Source organism: Streptomyces sp. NBC_01233, from assembly GCF_035989305.1.
Lineage (GTDB): Bacteria > Actinomycetota > Actinomycetes > Streptomycetales > Streptomycetaceae > Streptomyces.
Map to the genome: position 1 here is coordinate 4,269,266 of NZ_CP108514.1, position 20,236 is coordinate 4,289,501.

Here is a 20,236-nt window from a genome sequence, read left to right on the forward strand (position 1 = left end):
CTGGCAGGGTGGAGCCATCGGAAGATCCACGGACCCACGGGAGGCACGCGTCATGCGCCACGAGCTGAAGATCGACGACCGGACCCTCTCCTACCTGGACTTCGGCGGACCCGGCCGCCCGCTCCTCGCCCTGCACGGCGGCCTGTCCGAAGCCCTCGCCTTCACCGGCCTCGCCGCCGCCCTCGGCGACGGATGGCGGGTCATCGCCCCCGACCAGCGCGGCCACGGCGCATCCGGCCGGGCGCCCGACTACCGCCGCGAGGGCTACGTCTCCGACGCCGTCGCCCTCCTCGACCACCTGGGCATCGACGCCCCCGTGCCCCTCCTCGGCTACTCCCTCGGCGGGCTCAACGCCTACCACCTGGCCGCCGCCCACCCCGACCGGGTCTCCGCGCTCATCGGCGTGGACGCCACCATCGAGATCCGTGTCCCCACGGGGCCGAACTGGTACGACTTCCTCGAAGGCCTCCCCCACAGCGCCCCCACCCGCGAGGAACTCCTCGCCGCCGCCGGGCCGGCCGGCGCGCCCTTCATCGCCGACGCAATGCGCCCCCTCCCGGACGGAAGCGGCTGGCGCCTGCCCTACCACCCGCAGGACATGCTCGACTCCATCCGGGCCTGCGACGGCGACCACTGGGACGCCTGGCTCGCCGGCACCTGCCCGGCCCTGCTCATCCACGGCACCCGCAGCCAGGCCCTCACGCGGGCCACGGCCGACGCGATGGTCGCCCGGCGCCCGAAGACCGCGTACACACCCCTCGACGGCGACCACTTCGTGCCGTTCACGGACCCGGAGGGATTCCACGCGGCCGTCGGGACGTTCCTGGCGACCCTCTGATCCCTGCCCCACGGGGGTGCGCGGGGGAAAGCCGAAGGGGCGGCGGGCCGACTGGCCCACCGCCCCTTCGGGCGCGCTGTGCGCGGTACTGCTCGGTGTTACTTGACGACGGTGATCCGGTTCGCCGCCGGCACGGCGATCGGGCTGGTCGCCGAGGAGTTGTTCGTCAGGTAGGCGTTGAAGCAGTCCAGGTCGGACGCGCCCACCAGCTTGTTCTTGTGCTCCTTCAGGACGGTGAAGCCGTCACCGCCGCCCGCGAGGAACTCGTTCATCGCGACCCGGTAGGTCTTGGCGGGGTCGATCGCCGCGCCGTTGAGCTTCACCGAGTCCACGACGATGCGGTCCACGCCCGTCTTCGTCAGGTCCAGGGTGTACGTGAAGCCCTTCGACACCTGCAGGATCTTCGGGTTCGCACCGTTGACCGGGCCGCTGACCTGCTGCTGCAGCGCGGTGATCAGCTGCGCGCCGGTCAGGTCCACGATGTTCATCATGTTGGTGAACGGCTGGACCGTGAAGGACTCGCCGTAGGTCACCACGCCGTCGCCCTCGTCACCCGAGGCCTTGTAGGCGAGGTCCGAGCGGATGCCGCCCGGGTTCATGATGGCCAGCTGCGCGCCGCCCTTGTCCGCCGGGGCCAGCGCTTCGAGCTGCGCGTCGGCGATCAGGTCGCCGAGCGGCTTCTCGGGCGCCTCGGAACCGCGGCCCGGGATGTCGGCCGCGATGAAGCCCTGCGGACGGTTGGCGATCGGGGCCGCGAGGGTCTTCCAGCGGTCGATCAGCTCGGTCATGTCCGGGGCCTTGGGCTGCTCCCGGGTGACGACCTTGTTGACCGGCTTGGGCGAGGCGACCGGCGTACGGACGATGTCCTTGGTCTGCCGGTCGTAGGTGAGGGTGGTGTCCGTGAACAGGCGGCCGATGGAGGCGGCCGAGGTCACCGTGCGCGGGTTGCCCGCCGGGTCAGGGATGCTGCAGGCGTAGGCCTGGTGCGTGTGGCCGGTGACCAGCGCGTCGACCTTGGAGTCCACGTTCTTGGCGATGTCCACGATCGCGCCCGAGATGCCGGCGCCGGCGCCCGGGGCGTTGCAGTCGTAGTTGTAGGCGCCGTTCGCGGGCAGACCGCCCTCGTGGATCAGCGCGACGATCGACTTCACACCCTGCTTGTTCAGCTCGGCGGCGTACTTGTTGATCGTCTCGATCTCGTCGCCGAACTTCAGGCCCTTGACGCCCTCGGCGGTCACCACGTCCGGAGTGCCCTCCAGGGTGACGCCGATGAAGCCGATCTTCACGTCGCCCTTCTTCCACACGAAGGTGGGCGACATCAGCGGACGCTTGGTCTTCTCATCGGTGACGTTCGCGGCGAGGTACCGGAACTGGGAGCCCGTGAACTCCTTGCCGAACTCGTAGCAGCCGTCGACCGGGTGGCAGCCGCCGTACGCCATGCGCCGCAGCTCGGTCTTGCCCTCGTCGAACTCGTGGTTGCCGACGCTGGTGACGTCCAGGTCGAGCTTGTTCAGCGCCTCGATGGACGGCTCGTCGTGGAAGAGACCGGACAGCATCGGGCTGCCGCCGATCATGTCACCGGCCGCGGCGGTCACGGAGTACTCGTGGCCCTTGCGGGCCTCGCGCAGGCTGGTCGCGAGGTACTCGACCCCGCCCGCGGGTATGGCCTTGGTGGTGCCGTCGGCCTGACGTTCGGTCACGGTGCCGGAGGAACCCTGCGGGGGCTCCAGCGTGCCGTGGAAGTCGTTGAACGACAGCATCTGAACGTCGACGGTCCGGCTCTTGGCCGCACCGCCACCACTCGCGGCACCGGCCGGCAGAGCGGCGGCGACCATGGCCCCGGCCCCGGCCGTGACGGCGAGGGCGGCGAAGGTCAACCGGCGGTTTCGGCGGTGCCGTTGTGGCGTCGCTGACATTTAGTCCCCTTTGCGGACAGCGATACTGCTTGGGAGGTCCGGTGAAGCCTATGGTCAACGCGCGTAGCTCTACCAGGGGGTAACGGGTATCGCGTTGGTTACGCGCAGAAGACGGACAGACCCCCGTGCCCGCACTCCGCCCGCCACCCGCCGCGGTCGTAGGCTCGTGCCATGACTGACGCAGCAGCGCCCCTGGAGCCGGGACGGCAGATTCAGACCCTCGACGAACTGACGGAGGAACAGGCCGACGCCGTACTCGACCTGATCGAGGACGCGGCGCGCACCGACGGCACCACCGCCGTGTCCGAACAGGGACGGCTCCAGCTGCGCGGCGGGCCGCGCGAGGGGATCCGGCACTTCCTGCTCACCGAGGGCGGCCGGCTCGCCGCATACGGACAGCTGGAGGACACCGACCCGGTGGAGGCCCCCGCAGCCGAGCTCGTCGTGCACCCGGCCCTGCGCGGGCGCGGGCACGGCCGGGCGATGGGCATGGCCCTGCTGGCCGCCTCCGGGAAGCGGCTGCGGGTATGGGCCCACGGCGGCAAGTCGGCCGCCCGGCACCTCGCGCAGGTGCTCGGCCTGACCCTCTTCCGCGAGCTGCGCCAACTGCGCCGGCCCCTGGCCGACGCCGACCCGCTGCCGGAGCCCGCGCTCCCGCCCGGCGTGACCGTACGGACCTTCGTGCCCGGCACCGACGACGAGGCCTGGCTCAGGACGAACGCGGCCGCCTTCGCCCACCACCCCGAACAGGGCTCGCTGACCCAGCGGGACCTCAACGACCGGATCGCGCAGCCGTGGTTCGACGCCAAGGGCTTCTTCCTCGCGGAGCGCGACGGCGAGCTCGTCGGCTTCCACTGGACGAAGATCCACGCGGCGGAGCAGCTGGGCGAGGTCTACGTGCTCGGCGTGCGCCCGGGTGCCCAGGGCGGCGGCCTCGGCAAGGCCCTCACCGCGATCGGCCTGCGCCACCTGGCGGCCCAGGGCCTGCCGACGGCCATGCTCTACGTCGACGCCGACAACCCGGCCGCCCTCGCCGTCTACGAGGGCCTCGGCTTCAGCACCCACGAGGTCGACCTGATGTACCGCACGGAAAGCTGACCCACCCGGGCTCCGCCCGGGACCCGTCCGGGGGAGGGTCCGGGGCGGAGCCCCGATCTTCCAACCCCGACCGGCACCATCCAGCCCCGCCGGCGTTCGAGGCGCGGGGGTCCCCCCGGACGGAGTCCGGGGGAGGGTCCGGGGCGGAGCCCCGATCTTCCAACCCCGACCGGCACCATCCAGCCACGCCGGCGTTCGAGGCGCGGGGTCCGGGGCGGAGCCCCGATCTTTCAGCCCCGCCGGCGTTCGAGGCTCCGGGTCAGGGGGCGGAGCCCCCCTGGGGTCCCCCGGACGGAGTCTGGGGGGCGCCCCGCCCCGCCCCCGCCACCCCCGCCGGGAGGCGACTCGTGCACCAGCCGGAGCCGGGAAGCCACACGCCATTAACCGGGCATTAAGACGCGCTTGCGACTCTCCCCCAATGCAGCCCCGACTCCGACTGACGGCCGACACTTCCGACGCGCCTGTCCTCCCGCGTGCGCGGAAGAATGGAGTCATGAGCCACAAGCCCAGCGCAGGCCCCACCGAGGTCCCCGCCCAGCAGCCGTCTCACACGTCCGCCGCAGGCCCGGCGTCCGGTAACGCCGCCGCCAAGGCGACCGGCCCCGTCAACGCCGTGACCGGGGCCCACGCCCGCATAGGCTCCATCTCCGCGCACCGCCCGCACGTCGACCTCGAACCCGATATCGACGCCGACCTGGACGCGTACGACGACAAGGACGGCGGCGAGCTGCCCCCGGGCCGATTCCTCGACCGGGAGCGCAGCTGGCTCGCCTTCAACGAGCGCGTCCTGGAGCTCGCCGAGGACCCCACCACGCCCCTCCTGGAGCGCGCCAACTTCCTGGCGATCTTCGCGAGCAACCTGGACGAGTTCTTCATGGTCCGGGTGGCCGGCCTCAAACGGCGTATCGCGACCGGTGTCGCCACCCGTTCGGCCTCGGGCCTGCAGCCCCGCGAGGTGCTGGACCTCATCTGGACGCGCTCGCGCGAGCTCATGGCCCGCCACGCCGCCTGCTTCCAGCAGGACATCTCCCCGGCCCTGGCCGAGGAGGGCATCCACCTCATCCGCTGGCCCGACCTCACCGAGAAGGAGCAGGCCCGCCTCTTCACGCTGTTCCGGAACCAGATCTTCCCGGTGCTGACCCCGCTGGCCGTGGACCCCGCGCACCCGTTCCCGTACATCTCCGGCCTCTCCCTCAACCTGGCCGTCGTCGTGCGCAACCCGGTCAGCGGCCACCGCCACTTCGCCCGGGTCAAGGTCCCGCCGCTCCTCTCCCGCTTCCTGGAAGCCTCCCCGCAGCGCTACGTCCCCCTGGAGGACGTCATCGCCGCGCACCTGGAGGAGCTGTTCCCCGGCATGGAGGTGCTCGCGCACCACATGTTCCGCGTGACCCGCAACGAGGACCTGGAGGTGGAGGAGGACGACGCCGAGAACCTCCTCCAGGCCCTGGAGAAGGAGCTCATGCGGCGCCGCTTCGGCCCGCCCGTGCGCCTGGAGGTCGAGGAGTCCATCGACCCGGGCGTCCTGGACCTCCTCGTGCAGGAGCTGAACGTCAACGCCTCCGAGGTGTACCCGTTGCCCGGGCCCCTCGACCTGACCTCCCTCTTCGGCATCGCCTCCCTGGACCGGCCCGAGCTGAAGTACCCGAAGTTCGTCGCCGGCACCCACCGGGACCTCGCCGAGGTCGAGTCCGCGTCCGCGCCCGACATCTTCGCCGCCCTGCGCGAGCGGGACGTCCTGCTGCACCACCCGTACGACTCCTTCTCCACCTCGGTGCAGGCCTTCCTGGAGCAGGCCGCCGCCGACCCGGACGTCCTCGCGATCAAGCAGACGCTGTACCGCACCTCCGGCGACTCCCCGATCGTGGACGCCCTGATCGACGCCGCCGACTCCGGCAAGCAGGTCCTCGTACTCGTCGAGATCAAGGCCCGCTTCGACGAGCAGGCCAACATCAAGTGGGCGCGCAAGCTGGAGGAGTCCGGCTGCCACGTCGTCTACGGACTCGTCGGCCTCAAGACCCACTGCAAGCTGTCCCTCGTCGTCCGCCAGGAGGGCGACCAGCTGCGCCGCTACTCGCACGTGGGCACCGGCAACTACCACCCCAAGACGGCCCGGCTCTACGAGGACCTCGGCCTGCTCACCGCCGACCCGCAGGTCGGCGCGGACCTCTCCGACCTCTTCAACCGGCTGTCCGGCTACTCGCGCCGCGAGACCTACCGCCGGCTGATGGTGGCGCCCCGCTCGCTGCGCGACGGACTGGTCGCGCGCATCGACAAGGAGGCCGCCCACCACAAGGCCGGCCGCCCCGCCTACGTGCGCCTGAAGATGAACTCGATCGTCGACGAGGCTCTGATCGACTCGCTCTACCGGGCCGCCCAGGCGGGCGTGCCCGTCGACATCTGGGTGCGCGGCATCTGCGCCGTGCGCCCCGGGGTCCCCGGACTCTCGGAGAACATCCGGGTCCGCTCGATCCTCGGCCGCTTCCTGGAACACTCCCGGGTCTTCGCCTTCGGCAACGGCGGCGAGCCCGAGGTGTGGATCGGCAGCGCCGACATGATGCACCGCAACCTCGACCGTCGTATCGAGGCACTGGTCAGGGTCGCCGACCCGGCCCACCGCGCGGCACTGGACCGGATGCTGGAAACCGGCATGTCCGACGCCACCTCCTCCTGGCACCTGGGCCCGGACGGCGAGTGGACCCGGCACAGCACGGACGCGGAAGGCCAGCCGCTGCGGCACGTACAGGAGACGCTCATAGACGCCCGGAGGCGCCGGCGTGGCTCAGCCAAACCATGACCCGATTACGGCGACGGCGGACGCGGGTGACGTGCTCGGCACGTACCTGCGTTCCCAGGCCACCGCTTTCCTGCGCGGGCTGCGCCTGCACGAGGAGAGCGGGGCAGCCGCCGCCGAAGGGAGCGACGCGGCGCGCAGCCTGCGGGGGGCTGCGCGCCGGATCAGCGGATCCCTTGCCACCTTCCGGGTGGTGACCGAGTCCTCCTGGGCCGACGGGCTGCGCACCGAGCTGGTGTGGCTGTCCTCGACACTGGCCGACGAGCACGCGTACGCCGCCCGGCTGGCCCGGCTGATGGACGCGCTGCACCGGCTGTCGGGCTCCCCCGAGCTCCCGGCACCGCGCGGCACGGCCGGGGCGCTCACGGTGGGCTCGGCGCGCGCCGGCGCGCTGCTGGAGCGCCAGCTCACCCTGGCGCGCACGCGCGCCCACTCGGCCACGCTGCAGGCGCTCGGCTCCTCCCGCTTCCACGCGGTGGCGGACGCGGTGGCCGTGCTGGCCTCGGAGGTCCCGCTGGACTCCGTGGCGGCCCGGGGGCGGGTCGGGGACGTCCTCGTCCCCCTGGCAGAGGTCGCCGAAAACCGACTGTCGGCAGCGGTCGCGGCGCTGCCGCCGTGCCGCGGCTCGGAGGCCGCGCCGAGCCCGTACGACGCGGACCACGACGGGCTCTGGCACGAGGTACGCCGCCTCCTGCGGGTCCACCGGTACGCCCGGGAGGCGCTCGGCGAGGACGTGAGCCGGCCGGCGGCCGCGGGCGAGGCCCTGGACCGCCACCGCGACGCGGCGGAGGCCGCGGCCGCCTCGGCGACGGCGGCCCGCACCCCCCGCATCGCCCCGGCGACGGCCTACGCACTCGGCGTCCTGCACGCCGACCAGCGCCACGAGGTCGAGGCGGCCCGGCTCGACTTCCAGCACGTGTGGCTGCGGGAGCCCGCGGTCACACCGCGATAACGGGCGGATAACGGATGATGACAGTCGTGTGCGAACGGACGGGAACGCACCGGGTCGTCCGCCACGGTTCACCGTCCGTTCACTCGGGCCGGTCGGCTGCTTCACCTGTTCTGCCTAATTTCGGTGGTGCACGGAGGGAGCCGCCCGGAAACCGAGCAGCTCGGCCGAGCAAACCGACGTAGTCCTCTTCGCACGCCGCCCCGATACAGAAAGCGGCCGGCGGCTTCTGGAAGGAACACCCGAAAGTGAAGCTTCAGCGCAAGAACATGCTTCGTGCCTCCGCCCTCGGGGCGCTTGTCGTGTCCGGCGCCCTGGTCCTCACGGCGTGCGGCTCGGACGACAACACGAAGACCGCCGACGGATCGGCGAAGCCCTCCGCGGCCGCCGCGGGCGACATCAAGTGCGACGACGCCAAGGGCAAGCTCCTGGCCTCGGGCTCTTCCGCGCAGAAGAACGCGGTCGAGCTGTGGATCAAGAACTACATGGCCGCCTGCTCCGGCGTCGAGGTGAACTACAAGTCCTCCTCCTCCGGTGAGGGCATCGTCGCCTTCAACCAGGGCACCGTCGGTTTCGCCGGCTCCGACTCGGCGCTGAAGCCGGAGCAGGTCGAGGAATCGAAGAAGATCTGCACCGGTGGCCAGGGCATCAACCTGCCGATGGTCGGCGGCCCCGTCGCCCTCGGCTTCAACGTCGCCGGCGTGGACAAGCTGAACCTCGACGCCGCCACGGTCGCCAACATCTTCAACGACAAGATCAAGAAGTGGGACGACGAGGCGATCAAGAAGCTGAACCCGGGCGTCACGCTTCCCTCCACCGCCATCCAGGCCTTCCACCGCTCCGACGACTCGGGCACCACCGAGAACATCACCAAGTACCTGAAGGCCGCCGCCCCCGACGCCTGGCCGCACGAGGCCGCGAAGAAGTGGGCCGCCCCGGGCGGCCAGGCCGCCTCCGGCTCCGCCGGTGTCGCCGCCCAGGTCAAGCAGGTCGACGGTGCGATCGGCTACTTCGAGCTCTCGTTCGCCAGCTCGCAGGGCATCAAGACCATCGACCTGAACACGGGTGCCGCCGCCCCGGTCAAGGCCACCGGTGAGAACGCCTCCAAGGCCATCTCCGCCGCCAAGATCGCCGGCACCGGCTCCGACCTGGCGCTGAAGCTCGACTACACCACCAAGGCCGAGGGCGCCTACCCGCTGGTCCTGGTCACGTACGAGGTCGTCTGCGACAAGGGCAACAAGGCCGAGACGCTCCCGACCGTCAAGTCCTTCCTGAACTACACCGCCTCGGACGCGGGCCAGAAGGTCCTCCTCGACAACGGCTACGCGCCGATCCCGGCCGAGATCAACACCAAGGTCCGCGAAGCCATCAACTCGCTGGGCTAAATCCTGACCCCCGAGGTGTCGGCCGCCCCCGTCCGGGCAGCCGACACCCGGGGACCCTTCCCCTTCACCCGGGGGAATCCGGTGCACCGCCGCCAGGGGGCCTGCCCCCACTCAGACCGGAAAGACCATGGCTTCCACCACACCCACCCAGATAGACACGGCTCCGCCTGTCTCCAAGAGCGGAAGGTCCACCGGCCGCGCCGGTGACAAGATCTTCGCCGGGCTCTCCAAGGGATCCGGCATCCTGCTCCTGGTGATCATGGCGTCGATCGCCGCCTTCCTCACCTACCGCGCCTCGATCGCGCTGTCGAAGAACGAGGGGAACTTCCTCACCACCTTCGACTGGAACGCGTCGGCCAACCCGCCCGTCTTCGGCATCGCCGTCCTGCTCTTCGGCACCGTCGTCAGCTCGATCATCGCGATGGCCATCGCGGTTCCGATCGCTGTCGGCATCGCCCTGTTCATCTCGCACTACGCGCCGCGCAAGCTGGCCGCGCCCCTCGCGTACGTGGTCGACCTGCTGGCCGCCGTACCGTCGATCATCTACGGCATCTGGGGCGCCCTCTTCCTCGTACCGCAGCTGAACGGCCTGAACCTCTGGCTCGACGAGTACCTGGGCTGGACGTACGTCTTCGACAAGACCCAGATCGGCGTCGCCCGTTCGCTCTTCACCGTCGGCATCCTGCTCGCGATCATGATCCTGCCGATCGTGACCAGCGTCAGCCGCGAGGTCTTCCTCCAGGTTCCGCGCATGAACGAGGAGGCCGCCCTGGCCCTCGGCGCGACCCGCTGGGAGGTCATCCGGATGTCGGTGCTGCCCTTCGGCCGCTCCGGTGTCATCTCCGCCTCGATGCTCGGCCTCGGCCGCGCACTCGGCGAGACCATGGCCGTCGCGACCGTCCTCTCCCCGAGCTTCCTGATCTCGTTCCACGTCCTGAACCCGGGCGGCGGCACCTTCGCGCAGAACATCGCCGCGAAGTTCGACGAGGCCAACGAGTTCGGCCGGGACGCGCTGATCGCCTCCGGTCTGGTCCTCTTCCTGCTCACCCTGCTGGTCAACGGTGCAGCTCGCCTGATCATCGCTCGCCGCAAGGACTTCTCGGGGGCGAACGCCTGATGAGCCACGCACTCCAGGACCAGCGGCCCGCCCGGGCCCCCAAGTCCGCCGCCCCCGCCAGCCTCACCCGGGGCGGCCTGCCCCGCTGGGCCCCGGTCGGCATCGCAGCCCTCTCGATCGCCCTCGGCTGCGGCATCGGCCTCGCCTTCGGCCTCCAGAGCAAGCTCCAGTGGGGACTGCTCGCGGCCCTCCTGTTCGTCGCCATCACGTACACCGCGAGCGCGGTCATCGAGAACCGGCGTCAGGCCAAGGACCGTGTCGCGACCTCCATGGTGTGGGTCTGCTTCGTCCTCGCGGTCATCCCGCTGCTCTCGCTGATGTGGACCACGATCAGCCGCGGCCTCGAGCTCCTGAACGCGAACTTCCTCACGCACTCCATGAACGGCGTGACCAGCTTCGACGAGGGCGGCGGCGTCTACCACGCGCTGCTCGGCACCATCGAGCAGGTCGCCCTGGCCACCCTGATCGCGGCTCCGATCGGCCTGTTGACCGCCGTCTACCTGGTCGAGTACGGCCGGGGACCGCTCGCCAAGGCCGTCACCTTCTTCGTCGACGTCATGACCGGCATCCCCTCCATCGTCGCGGGTCTGTTCATCCTGACGACCTGGAACCTGATGCTCGGCTTCGGCCCGTCCGGCTTCGCCGGCGCCATGGCCCTGTCGATCCTGATGATGCCCGTCGTGGTCCGCTCCACCGAGGAGATGCTCAAGCTCGTCCCGAACGAGCTGCGCGAGGCCGCACTCGCCCTCGGCGTGCCGAAGTGGCGCGTGATCCTCAAGGTCGTGCTCCCCACCGCGATCGGCGGTATCGCCACCGGTGTCATGCTGGCCGTCGCCCGCATCGCCGGCGAGACCGCCCCGATCATGCTGCTGGTCTTCGGCACCCAGCTGATCAACGGCAACCCCTTCGAAGGCGCCCAGTCCTCGCTCCCCCTCTACATTTGGGAGCAGTACAAGGTCGGCAGTGAAGCCTCCTACGACCGGGCGTGGGCCGCAGCCCTCGTACTGATCGCCTTCGTCATGATCCTCAATCTGGTGGCCCGCGGCATCGCCCGCTGGAAGGCCCCGAAGACCGGTCGCTGACGCGACTGTATGAAAGCGAAGTGACCCCTCATGGCGAAGCGAATCGACGTCAGCGGACTGTCCGCCTTCTACGGCAGCCACAAGGCCATCGATGACATCTCGATGACCGTGGAGCCGCGCTCCGTGACCGCCTTCATCGGCCCCTCCGGCTGCGGCAAGTCCACCTTCCTGCGCACCCTGAACCGCATGCACGAGGTCACCCCCGGTGGCCGCGTGGAGGGCAAGGTGCTCCTGGACGACGAGAACCTGTACGGCGCCGGCGTGGACCCGGTCGCGGTCCGCCGCACCGTCGGCATGGTCTTCCAGCGCCCGAACCCCTTCCCCACCATGTCGATCTTCGACAACGTGGCGGCGGGCCTGCGGCTGAACGGCAGCTTCAAGAAGTCCGAGCTGGCCGACATCGTCGAGAAGTCCCTCAAGGGCGCCAACCTCTGGAACGAGGTCAAGGACCGCCTGAGCAAGCCCGGCTCGGGCCTCTCCGGCGGCCAGCAGCAGCGTCTGTGCATCGCCCGCGCCATCGCGGTCGAGCCCCAGGTCCTGCTGATGGACGAGCCCTGCTCGGCCCTCGACCCGATCTCCACGCTGGCGATCGAGGACCTGATCGGCGAGCTCAAGGAGCGCTTCACGATCGTCATCGTGACGCACAACATGCAGCAGGCGGCCCGCGTCTCGGACCGCACCGCCTTCTTCAACCTCTCGGCGGTCGGCCAGCCCGGCAAGCTCATCGAGATCGACGACACGGACCGGATCTTCTCGAACCCGTCCGTGCAGGCGACCGAGGACTACATCTCGGGCCGCTTCGGCTAAACCGGGATGTGAACGCGTCCTGCGGTGCTGCATGGCGGTGCCACCGCAAGGCGAAAGAAAGAAAGCGGGCCGGCTCCCCCTGGGTGGGGGGAGCCGGCCCGCTTTCGTTCCCGCTTGCTGCTTCCTGCTTCCCGCGTCCTACACGAAGGCGAGGTTCACGATCCAGAAGCAGACCGCGGCGACCAGGGCCGCGGCCGGCATGGTGATGAACCAGCCCATGACGATGTTCTTGGCGACGCCCCAGCGGACCGCGTTCACGCGCTTGGTCGCGCCCACGCCCATGATCGCCGAGGTGATGACGTGGGTGGTGGAGATCGGCGCGTGGAAGAGGTACGCCGAGCCGAACATGATCGAGGCGCCCGTGGTCTCGGCCGCGAAGCCCTGCGGCGGGTCCAGCTCGATGATCTTGCGGCCGAGCGTGCGCATGATGCGCCAGCCGCCCGCGTACGTACCCAGCGACAGCATCACGGCACACACGACCTTGACCCAGACCGGGATCGGCGCGTCGGCGCTCTGCACGTCGGCGATGACCAGCGCCATCACGACGATGCCCATCGTCTTCTGCGCGTCCTGGAGACCGTGGCCCAGCGCCATGGCGGCCGCGGACACGGTCTGCGCGATCCGGAACCCGTGCTTGGCCTTGTGCGGGTTGGACCGGCGGAACATCCACAGGATGACCACCATCACCAGGTATCCGACGACCAGACCGACGACCGGCGAGGCGAACATCGGGATGACGACCTTGTCGATCACACCCGACCAGATCACCCCGGTACCGCCCGCCAGCGCCGCGCCCACCATGCCGCCGAAGAGCGCGTGCGAGGAGGACGAGGGCAGGCCGAAGTACCAGGTGATCAGGTTCCAGACGATCGCACCGACCAGCGCCGCGAAGAGGATCCACATGCCGGTGGGGCCCGTGGGCGTCTCGATCAGGCCCTCGCTGACCGTCTTGGCGACCCCGCTGCCCAGGAAGGCACCGGCGAGGTTCATCACGGCGGCCATCGCGAGGGCCGCGCGCGGGGTCAGCGCCCGCGTCGAGACGGAGGTCGCGATCGCGTTCGCCGAGTCGTGAAAACCGTTCGTATACGTAAAGCCGAGCGCGACACCGATGGTCACGACCAGAGCAAAGGTGTCCACGAGGTTCAGGACTCCTTGACCGCGATGGTCTCCACCGTGTTCGCAACGTGCTCGAACGCGTCGGCCGCCTCTTCGAGCACGTCGACGATCTGCTTGAGCTTCAGCACCTCGATGGCGTCGTACTTGCCGTTGAAGAGCTGCGCGAGCAGCTTGCGGTGGATCTGGTCGGCCTGGTTCTCAAGACGGTTGACCTCGATCCAGTACTCGGTGAGGTTGTCCATCGTCCGCAGGTGCGGCATGGCCTCGGCGGTCAGCTCGGCCGCGCGCGCCAGGACCTCGATCTGCTGCTCGACACCCTTGGGGAGCTCCTCCACGTTGTAGAGGACGACGAGGTCGACGGCCTCTTCCATGAAGTCCATGATGTCGTCGAGCGACGAAGCGAGGTTGTAGATGTCCTCGCGGTCGAACGGCGTGATGAAGGAGGAGTTCAGCTGGTGGAAGATCGCGTGGGTCGCGTCGTCCCCGGCGTGTTCCGCTGCCCGCATCCGCTCCGCGATCTCGACCCGGGCGGAGGAGTCCGCTCCGAGCAGTTCCATCAGGAGCTTGGAGCCCGTGACGATGTTGTCCGCGGATGCGGCGAACATGTCGTAGAAGCTCGTCTCCCTGGGGGTCAGACGAAATCGCACGTGAGGTCCTCGGGGTGCATCGGATTCGGTCAGGCTGATGCTAGGCGCATCCCCCGGCCACGGCTAACCGACCGTTCCCCAGTGTCCTCCATCGGGCAAAGTGAGGACCACGGACCCCTGCCCCTTGGGCAGCGGCCCAGTACCCTATACCCATGAGGGGTATGCATCCCTCATTCCGGACCACGGGAGGACGCATGACGACCATCGAGGCGGGGGGGGTACCCCCGGCGGTAGCTGGGGGAGGCTCCGGAGCCGAGGCGCCCCACGACGGCGGAGCCGTCCACGGCTACCACCACCAGAAGGACGAGCACCTCAAACGACTGCGCCGGATCGAGGGCCAGATCCGCGGCCTGCAGCGGCTCGTCGACGAGGACGTCTACTGCATCGACATACTCACGCAGGTCTCGGCGAGCACGAAGGCCCTCCAGTCCTTCGCGCTCCAGCTGCTGGAGGAACACCTGCGCCACTGCGTGGCCGACGCGGCGGTCAAGGGCGGTACCGAGATCGACGCCAAGGTCGAGGAAGCCACGAAGGCCATCGCCCGCCTCCTGCGCACGTAGCGGGGGCCGGGGCGGAGCCCCTGGGGGCACCTTCCGGCGGTAGCCGGGGAGACGCGGCGCTCAGCCCGACCAGATACCCATCAGCACCTCGTCGATCCGGTCCTGACTGAGCCGTTCCTCCACCGCCGCCGACGCCGCGATGATCAGCTCACCGCACAGCTCGATCTCGGCGAGAGCCACGTGGTCCTGCACCGTCGTACCGCCTGCGGGAGTCACGCGTGTCACCTCAGTCTGCCGTCTACGGTCATCGACGCTCGGGCCCGGCTTCTCAGCGTAGGGACGCCATGGCCCGGGGCACATGACACGGATGGACCATTTCCGGATACCGGCCCATGGCCCGATCGCGCCGCTCCCCCTCCGCCCGCCCCACTACTCGGCGATCTTCCCGGCGTAAATGTCCCCGCTTGCCGGCAATACGACGGTCACCGGCGTCCCGAACCCGTACAGCAGCGTGGTCGACGAGACATCGATCACGCCATTGTTGACGTACGTGAAACGGTGCCGGACCTTCCGCAGGCGTCCCTGCTCGTCCAGGTAGACGTCGAACGGCACGGTGTCCTTGCCGAACCCTTTCGCCGCGGCCTCCAGCGCCCCCCGCACCCCCGCCGAAGCCCTCCCCGCGGCCCGCCCGATGTCGGTGGTCCCCCGGTAGTGCCGGACCTTGGTGCCGGCCACCTCGGTCTCCCCTACGTAGGTCACCTCCTGCGCGCCCCGCAGCAGCTCGGCCGCGACCAGCGGATCGGTGGCCCCGCCCGTGACCAGGTTCCCGTCGGCGAGGGTCGTCGTGTCGACCCGGACCCACTTGTCGGCGGGGACGCCCGCACCGCGGTTCTTCATGTAGAGCGCGCCCGGCACGAGCAGCTCGGTGATGGGCCGGTGCTCGTCCTCGCCCTTCACATCGGCCGGGAGCATGACCAGGAGCTGCCCCATCCGGTTCTTGAAGTCGACCCCGCCCTCGCCGCGGATCGTGACCCGGGTCCCGCCCGTGGCCATTTCCATGGCCGTACGGGCCCGGGCGCTGCCGGTCTTCGTCAGCGCGTCGGCGGCCCCGCGGACCACCGCCGCCGCGTCCGCCTGAGGCCGCCCGTCGCTGCCGCCGCCGCCCGCGCACCCGCTCATCGCCGTGACCGCCAGGGTGACGCAGGCAGCGAGCACGGCCTCACCCGCACGTCCGGGCCGCCGCCTGTGCTGGTGAACCACCATCGCCTGCCAACCCCCAACGCATGACCGCTGCTTGCCCGAGGCCCCCACCCGCTCCGCTTAACGAGGTCCCGGGTTTCCCGTCACGGGCGCGCACCCTCCCCGGCAGTGGCCGCCCCGGGTACCGTGGGTGCGTGGAACCGCACACCGACGCGACCCTGGTCCCTCCGCTTGCCTCCGAGCCGCTCCCGCGGCCGACGTCAGAGCCGCAGCCCCCGACCGGCCACGCCACCTCCACCGCCGAACGCGGAGCGTTCTCCCTGGCGGTCTGCACCTGCGGCTGGTCCGGCCCGGCCCGCCGCTCCCGCGACCTGGCCCGGAGGGACGCCGCCCGGCACTCGGCGGGCTGACGCGACGGCTCCGGGCGGGGATCAGAGTCCGAGGGCCAAGGGCCAGGCGTCGAGGTCCGAGGGCCAGGGGCCGAGGATCAGGGGCCGAGGGGATTCCCTAACCCGTTCGGACGGCCCGGCTGGCCGGGGCGGGGCGCAGCGGATGCCCTTGATTCATGCCAGGATCCGCTGCCCGCCTCACGGCCCTCCTCTGGGCCCTGCTCGTCGCGTTCACCCCGGCCGCCGCGGCCTGGGCCAGACCCGTGGGCTCGGCGGACAGCCCGGCCGACGTGGCCCTGTCCGTCGGGCTCACCTCCGCCGCGGCCGCGCTCACCGGATGGTGGCTGCGCTCCCGGTACCGCCGTGACGGCGCCACCGACGGCGGCGACCCGTGACCCCCCGGCCCCGCCGGTCGGCGGTCCGGGTGTGCTTCGGAGTGGCGGGGCTGTGCCTGCTGGTGGCCGCGCTGCTGGCCGTATGGGATGCGTACGCGCGGACCTGAGTCCGCGTCGGCCTCAGGCGGCGAGGTCGTTCTCGTGCGTGCGCTGCCCCGCGGGCGGGGTCTGGGTCTGCGTCGCGAGCCCGACCGGCCGGGGCGCCGCCCGGCCCTTGGCCCGTACGAGCCGCCCGACGCGCGGGGAGCCGGCCACCGCCCGCACCACCGGGGTCAGCAGCGCCATGGCGAGCGGCGCGAGCACGAGCACCACGGCGGTGCCGAGGGCGAGGCCGCCGATCACGTCGGTCGGGTAGTGGACGCCCATGTAGACGCGGCAGAAGCCTTCGGCGAGGGCCAGTCCGATCCCCAGAAAACCAATCTTCCGGTTCGCCAGGAACAGGCCCACGCCCAGGGCCATCGCCAGGGTGGTGTGGTCGCTGACGAAGGAGAACTGGGTGTTCCCGATCCCCGCGCCGAAGCCGGGATCCAGCACCTGCAGGCCCTCGTGGTGCCGGAACGGCCGCTGCCGTCCGACGAATTCGCGCAGCGGTACGTTCACGAGGAGGGCCAGTCCGGCGGCCAGCGGGGCCCACACCAGGGCGGCGAAGGACTCGACGGCGGTGGTCTCGTCCTGTCGGCGCGCACCGTGCCAGCACCACAACACCAGGAGCACCAGGGCCAGCGGGATCCCGTACTCACCGGCCAGGCTCACGACCCGGTCCAGCCATCCCGGCGCCCGCCGGGCCGCTCCGTTGACCTCGTACAGCAGGCTGACATCCACGTTCGGCCCACCTGTTGTGAGTCCAGCCATGGTGATGCGGCCCCTTGCCCTTGCCGTGGTTCCCGTGCGGGCGCACCCCTGTGTGCGCCCCTTCGCCCCCCACTTGATCGACCCCCGCGTTCATGGAACGCCCGTTCTGGCTACTGCGTTCCACTCTCCACCGAATGATCACTCCAACGTTATCGAAGAGTGACTCGTCATCGCAGCTCAGGGCCTCGGCCTCACGGAGAGTCGCTACGGCGCCCGACCAGCCGCGGAACGGTCCGGAAGGGCCTCCGCACCATCTTTGGTCACGCGCGTCGCACCGAAGTAGTCGGGAGTGTCGATCTTGTCGAAGCGGATCACGGCGCCGGTGTACGGGGCGTTGATCATGTATCCGCCGCCCACGTAGAGCCCGACGTGCCGGATGTCCCGAGAATTCGTCAGATCGTCGGAGAAGAAGACCAGGTCACCGGGCAGCAGTTGGTCGCGCGGGGGATGGGACCCGGCGTTGTACTGGTCGTTGGCCACGCGCGGCAGCTGGATCCCCATCGTCTCGTACGCGGCCTTGGTCAGCCCGGAGCAGTCGAACCGCCCACCCTGGTCGGGCGTTCCGTTGCCACCCCACAGATACGGCGTGCCGAGCTGCTTCTGCGCGAAGTAGATGGCCCCGGCGGCCTGTTGCGACGGCGCCACCCGCCCGACGGGCCGGGCGAAGCTCTTCTCCAGGGCGCGGATGGACTTCACGTAGCCCTGCGTCTCGCTGATCGGGGGCACGCCCCCGGCCTTGATCACGCGATAGGGGCCGGCGTTGTAGGCGGCGAGCATATTGTCGGACCGATCCCCCGGCACCTGGGCCACGTCCTTGGCGAGTTGGCAGTCGTACGAGGCCGCCGAGGGGATGGCGTCCTTGGGGTCCCAGATGTCACGGTCGCCGTCACCGTCACCGTCGATGCCGTACGTGGCCCAGGTGCCCGGGATGAACTGGGCGATGCCGCGCGCGTCGGCATGACTCACCACGTCGGGCTTCCAGCCGCTCTCCGTGTAGAGCTGCGCCGCCAGCAGAGCCGGGTTGAGGGCGGGGCAAAGGTTCCCCCACTTCTCCACCAGCGGCTGATAGATCGCCGGAACCGACCCCTTGACCAGTCCGACGGCACCCTGCCTGCCGCTGTTCACCATCCCCGCCGCCGCCGAGTACGTGCCGACGACCAGCAGCGCGATGAAGGTCAGGCACACACCGATCCCGAGCCCGCTTGCCATCCAGAACTTGCGCACTCGTCAACACTGCCTCATGAAATGTCCCCTGACAGTGGATTAGTCAGCCAGACCCGTAACTATTTCACCGGAAAGCCGGTGCAATAGACGCTGCTGTACTCCTTGACGCCCCGGACCCGGTAGACCAGCACGGTCCAGTCACCGGGATCGTTCGCGAGCGGGATGGCCGGAAACCTCTTCGTGGTCCCCTCGTTGTCCACGAGCTGCGTGGCGAAGTCGTCCGGGTACGTGAGCTCCACCTCGCCGCCGGTGGCCTGGTCCTTGAGATCGACGGGCTTGCTGGTGTAGCCGATGCCGTGGTTGTAGTCGCGGACGAACTCGTACGGGCGCTGGGTGCTCTCGTCGATCTCGTGCGGAGCCTTGACCCCGACGGAGACGGCGTAGGGGCCCTGCTCCGTGTTGTACGGCTTCAGGTACACACGGATCTTCACCTTGCCCGTGACCGTCTTCGCCTCCGGGGTGTCGGCGTCGACGACGGAACCCACCAGGAACTCCGCCCGCTCCTCCGCGGGCAGGCTGCAGCCCCCGCCGCCCGGACCGGCACTGGTCCACAGGTCCCTCGACACCTTGTTCGGCTCGATGTGGTCGGGCACGGCCCCCGATCCGCTGCCGCCGCCCGGGGAAGAGGGGGCGGGGCTCGAAGCCGGCCGGCCGGAACCGGACGGCCCGGCCGGTCCGCCGGGCGTGCTCGGGCCGCTCGGCGGACCGCCGGCCCGCGAACCTCCCTCGGCACCCGTGCCGTCCTTCTCCTGCAGGAACAGGTACCCGCCCGTGACGAGGCCGCCCGCCACCAGACCGCCGACGGCCGCCAGCGCCCAGCGCGGCGGACGCCGACGGCCGGCGCCCTGGTTCTGGCCCTGGTTCTGGTTCTGGCCCTGGTTCTGGCCCTGGTTCTGGCCCTGGTTCTGGCCCTGGTTCTGGCCGGCGGGGACGTACGTCGGCACGTAGCCCGAGCCGGCCGGCAGCCCCGGACCGATCGTCGACGGCAGCCCCGGCACCTGCGCGGCCCCGCCCGCGGTCGCCGTCAGCGCCGCGTACACCGGGTCGTCGACCAGGGCCGAGTCCACCGCGCAGCGCCCGATGATCTCGGCGAGGGCGGGCCGGGCCGCCGGCTCCGCCGCCACGCAGGCCTTGACGAGCGCGGCCAGGTCCGGCTCCACGCCCTCGACGTCGATCTCGCCGTGCACCGCGCGGAAGTTGACGGCGGTCGGCTCGCCCGTCCCGTACGGCGCCCGGCCCGTCGCCGCGTAGGCGATCGTGGCACCCAGCGCGAAGACGTCCGCGGCGTCCGCCACCTCGCCCCGCAGCAGCACCTCGGGAGCCGTGTAGCCGGGGGTGCCCGGGGCGGTGCCGGCCTGCGTCAGAGCCGTCTCGGCCACGCCCTTGGCGATGCCGAAGTCGATGAGCTGGGGCCCCTGCACGCCCAGGATGACGTTCTGCGGCTTGAGGTCCCGGTGCGTGACCCCGTACGCGTGCACGCTCGCCAGGCCCTCCGCCAGCGCGGCGAACAGCCTGCGGCACGCGGCGGCCGGCAGGGCTCCGTACGCGCGCACCGCATGGCTCAGGGTGGGCCCGGCCACGTACTCGGTGGCGAGCCAGTAGGGCGGCGCCGCCAGCGACGCGTCGATCAGGTTCGCGGTGTACGCGGAGCGCACCGCGCGGACCGTCTCGGCCTCCCGGCGGAACCGCGCGAGGGCCTCCGGATGCCCGGTGATCTCTTCCTTGATCACCTTGATGGCGACCAGCCGGCCGCCCGGCGACCGCCCGAGGTACACCTGCCCCATGCCACCGGCGCCGAGCCGGGCCAGCAGTGCCTGCGCCCCGATGTGCGCGGGATCCGTGTCTCTCAGGGCCTCCATTCGCACGAGCCTGCCACATGCACGCCCCGCCCCCGACAAGGGGGTTGGCCTGCCTGAGCGGTTGTCCGGGC

19 protein-coding genes are annotated in these 20,236 nt (G+C 70.6%); 11 read left to right on the forward strand and 8 right to left on the reverse strand.

Going from position 1 to position 20,236, the window contains the following annotated elements; all coding sequences use genetic code 11:
- Positions 1 to 52: 52 nt before the first annotated feature.
- Positions 53 to 838, forward strand: a complete 786-nt coding sequence (locus OG332_RS20070) for an alpha/beta fold hydrolase (protein WP_327414782.1) — start codon at positions 53 to 55, stop codon at positions 836 to 838.
- 98 nt (positions 839 to 936) lie between these two features.
- Here OG332_RS20070 and OG332_RS20075 read toward each other — a convergent pair whose 3' ends face one another.
- Entirely contained in the window at positions 937 to 2,754 is a 1,818-nt protein-coding gene (locus OG332_RS20075; protein WP_327414783.1) for a bifunctional metallophosphatase/5'-nucleotidase, read from the reverse strand.
- 171 nt (positions 2,755 to 2,925) lie between these two features.
- Here OG332_RS20075 and mshD point away from each other — a divergent pair, with 171 nt between their 5' ends.
- The 7 genes from mshD to pstB all read left to right on the forward strand — a co-directional run bounded on the left by mshD (position 2,926) and on the right by pstB (position 11,983).
- Entirely contained in the window at positions 2,926 to 3,852 is a 927-nt protein-coding gene (mshD, locus tag OG332_RS20080) for a mycothiol synthase (RefSeq protein ID WP_327414784.1), read from the forward strand.
- A gap of 493 nt (positions 3,853 to 4,345) precedes the next feature.
- Positions 4,346 to 6,646: an RNA degradosome polyphosphate kinase gene (locus tag OG332_RS20085; RefSeq protein ID WP_327414785.1), complete on the forward strand. Its 2,301-nt coding sequence runs from the start codon at positions 4,346 to 4,348 to the stop codon at positions 6,644 to 6,646.
- Positions 6,627 to 7,595, forward strand: coding sequence for a CHAD domain-containing protein (locus OG332_RS20090; RefSeq protein ID WP_327414786.1), 969 nt, complete (start codon positions 6,627 to 6,629; stop codon positions 7,593 to 7,595). Before OG332_RS20085 ends, OG332_RS20090 begins: the two co-directional genes overlap by 20 nt.
- A gap of 245 nt (positions 7,596 to 7,840) precedes the next feature.
- On the forward strand, positions 7,841 to 8,977 hold the full coding sequence (gene pstS / locus OG332_RS20095; RefSeq protein ID WP_327414787.1) for a phosphate ABC transporter substrate-binding protein PstS: 1,137 nt from the start codon (positions 7,841 to 7,843) through the stop codon (positions 8,975 to 8,977).
- A 127-nt stretch (positions 8,978 to 9,104) separates the two neighbouring features.
- Positions 9,105 to 10,094, forward strand: a complete 990-nt coding sequence (gene pstC, locus OG332_RS20100; protein ID WP_327414788.1) for a phosphate ABC transporter permease subunit PstC — start codon at positions 9,105 to 9,107, stop codon at positions 10,092 to 10,094.
- The gene (gene pstA, locus OG332_RS20105) at positions 10,094 to 11,176 is read left to right on the forward strand and encodes a phosphate ABC transporter permease PstA (protein WP_327414789.1); all 1,083 of its coding nucleotides are present in this window, start codon (positions 10,094 to 10,096) and stop codon (positions 11,174 to 11,176) included. Before pstC ends, pstA begins: the two co-directional genes overlap by 1 nt.
- Before the next feature lie 30 nt (positions 11,177 to 11,206).
- Positions 11,207 to 11,983, forward strand: a complete 777-nt coding sequence (pstB, locus tag OG332_RS20110) for a phosphate ABC transporter ATP-binding protein PstB (protein WP_327414790.1) — start codon at positions 11,207 to 11,209, stop codon at positions 11,981 to 11,983.
- Positions 11,984 to 12,121: 138 nt separating this feature from the next.
- Here pstB and OG332_RS20115 read toward each other — a convergent pair whose 3' ends face one another.
- Positions 12,122 to 13,120, reverse strand: a complete 999-nt coding sequence (locus OG332_RS20115; RefSeq protein WP_327414791.1) for an inorganic phosphate transporter — start codon at positions 13,118 to 13,120, stop codon at positions 12,122 to 12,124.
- 5 nt (positions 13,121 to 13,125) lie between these two features.
- Positions 13,126 to 13,746 (reverse strand): DUF47 domain-containing protein, encoded by a 621-nt coding sequence (locus tag OG332_RS20120; protein WP_033225924.1) that lies wholly within the window; start codon positions 13,744 to 13,746, stop codon positions 13,126 to 13,128.
- Between the two features lie 194 nt (positions 13,747 to 13,940).
- On the opposite strand from OG332_RS20120, the gene OG332_RS20125 reads away from it, so the two are divergent.
- Positions 13,941 to 14,306, forward strand: a complete 366-nt coding sequence (locus OG332_RS20125) for a metal-sensitive transcriptional regulator (protein ID WP_327414792.1) — start codon at positions 13,941 to 13,943, stop codon at positions 14,304 to 14,306.
- 60 nt (positions 14,307 to 14,366) lie between these two features.
- On the opposite strand, the gene OG332_RS20130 is transcribed toward OG332_RS20125, so the two are convergent.
- On the reverse strand, positions 14,367 to 14,522 hold the full coding sequence (locus OG332_RS20130) for a hypothetical protein (RefSeq protein WP_327419582.1): 156 nt from the start codon (positions 14,520 to 14,522) through the stop codon (positions 14,367 to 14,369).
- A 153-nt stretch (positions 14,523 to 14,675) separates the two neighbouring features.
- Positions 14,676 to 15,509 carry a hypothetical protein gene (locus OG332_RS20135; protein WP_327414793.1) on the reverse strand — a complete coding sequence of 278 codons (834 nt, stop codon included), beginning with the start codon at positions 15,507 to 15,509 and terminating at the stop codon, positions 14,676 to 14,678.
- 131 nt (positions 15,510 to 15,640) lie between these two features.
- Between OG332_RS20135 and OG332_RS20140 the strand changes: the two genes are divergently transcribed.
- Positions 15,641 to 15,856, forward strand: a complete 216-nt coding sequence (locus OG332_RS20140) for a hypothetical protein (protein WP_327414794.1) — start codon at positions 15,641 to 15,643, stop codon at positions 15,854 to 15,856.
- 155 nt (positions 15,857 to 16,011) lie between these two features.
- Positions 16,012 to 16,230: a hypothetical protein gene (locus OG332_RS20145; RefSeq protein WP_327414795.1), complete on the forward strand. Its 219-nt coding sequence runs from the start codon at positions 16,012 to 16,014 to the stop codon at positions 16,228 to 16,230.
- Positions 16,231 to 16,350: 120 nt separating this feature from the next.
- Here the strand turns inward: OG332_RS20145 and OG332_RS20150 are convergent, their stop codons facing one another.
- The 3 genes from OG332_RS20150 to OG332_RS20160 form a co-directional block, all read right to left on the reverse strand.
- Positions 16,351 to 17,082 (reverse strand): phosphatase PAP2 family protein, encoded by a 732-nt coding sequence (locus OG332_RS20150; protein ID WP_327414796.1) that lies wholly within the window; start codon positions 17,080 to 17,082, stop codon positions 16,351 to 16,353.
- Positions 17,083 to 17,286: 204 nt separating this feature from the next.
- Positions 17,287 to 18,291 carry a C40 family peptidase gene (locus OG332_RS20155; RefSeq protein WP_327419310.1) on the reverse strand — a complete coding sequence of 335 codons (1,005 nt, stop codon included), beginning with the start codon at positions 18,289 to 18,291 and terminating at the stop codon, positions 17,287 to 17,289.
- A 74-nt stretch (positions 18,292 to 18,365) separates the two neighbouring features.
- Entirely contained in the window at positions 18,366 to 20,165 is a 1,800-nt protein-coding gene (locus OG332_RS20160) for a serine/threonine-protein kinase (protein ID WP_327414797.1), read from the reverse strand.
- Positions 20,166 to 20,236: the final 71 nt, after the last annotated feature.

What these genes read in the sequence shown, in the direction of transcription:
- OG332_RS20075 (WP_327414783.1), bottom strand. Translation starts at nt 2,754, where the DNA reads ATGTCAGCGACGCCACAACGGCACCGCCGAAACCGCCGGTTGACCTTC.
- OG332_RS20155 (WP_327419310.1), bottom strand. Translation starts at nt 18,291, where the DNA reads ATGGCAAGCGGGCTCGGGATCGGTGTGTGCCTGACCTTCATCGCGCTG.
- OG332_RS20160 (WP_327414797.1), bottom strand. Translation starts at nt 20,165, where the DNA reads ATGGAGGCCCTGAGAGACACGGATCCCGCGCACATCGGGGCGCAGGCA.
- OG332_RS20125 (WP_327414792.1), top strand. Translation starts at nt 13,941, where the DNA reads ATGACGACCATCGAGGCGGGGGGGGTACCCCCGGCGGTAGCTGGGGGA.
- pstB (WP_327414790.1), top strand. Translation starts at nt 11,207, where the DNA reads ATGGCGAAGCGAATCGACGTCAGCGGACTGTCCGCCTTCTACGGCAGC.
- OG332_RS20150 (WP_327414796.1), bottom strand. Translation starts at nt 17,082, where the DNA reads ATGGCTGGACTCACAACAGGTGGGCCGAACGTGGATGTCAGCCTGCTG.
- pstC (WP_327414788.1), top strand. Translation starts at nt 9,105, where the DNA reads ATGGCTTCCACCACACCCACCCAGATAGACACGGCTCCGCCTGTCTCC.
- OG332_RS20085 (WP_327414785.1), top strand. Translation starts at nt 4,346, where the DNA reads ATGAGCCACAAGCCCAGCGCAGGCCCCACCGAGGTCCCCGCCCAGCAG.
- mshD (WP_327414784.1), top strand. Translation starts at nt 2,926, where the DNA reads ATGACTGACGCAGCAGCGCCCCTGGAGCCGGGACGGCAGATTCAGACC.
- OG332_RS20145 (WP_327414795.1), top strand. Translation starts at nt 16,012, where the DNA reads ATGCCAGGATCCGCTGCCCGCCTCACGGCCCTCCTCTGGGCCCTGCTC.
- pstA (WP_327414789.1), top strand. Translation starts at nt 10,094, where the DNA reads ATGAGCCACGCACTCCAGGACCAGCGGCCCGCCCGGGCCCCCAAGTCC.
- OG332_RS20070 (WP_327414782.1), top strand. Translation starts at nt 53, where the DNA reads ATGCGCCACGAGCTGAAGATCGACGACCGGACCCTCTCCTACCTGGAC.
- OG332_RS20135 (WP_327414793.1), bottom strand. Translation starts at nt 15,509, where the DNA reads ATGGTGGTTCACCAGCACAGGCGGCGGCCCGGACGTGCGGGTGAGGCC.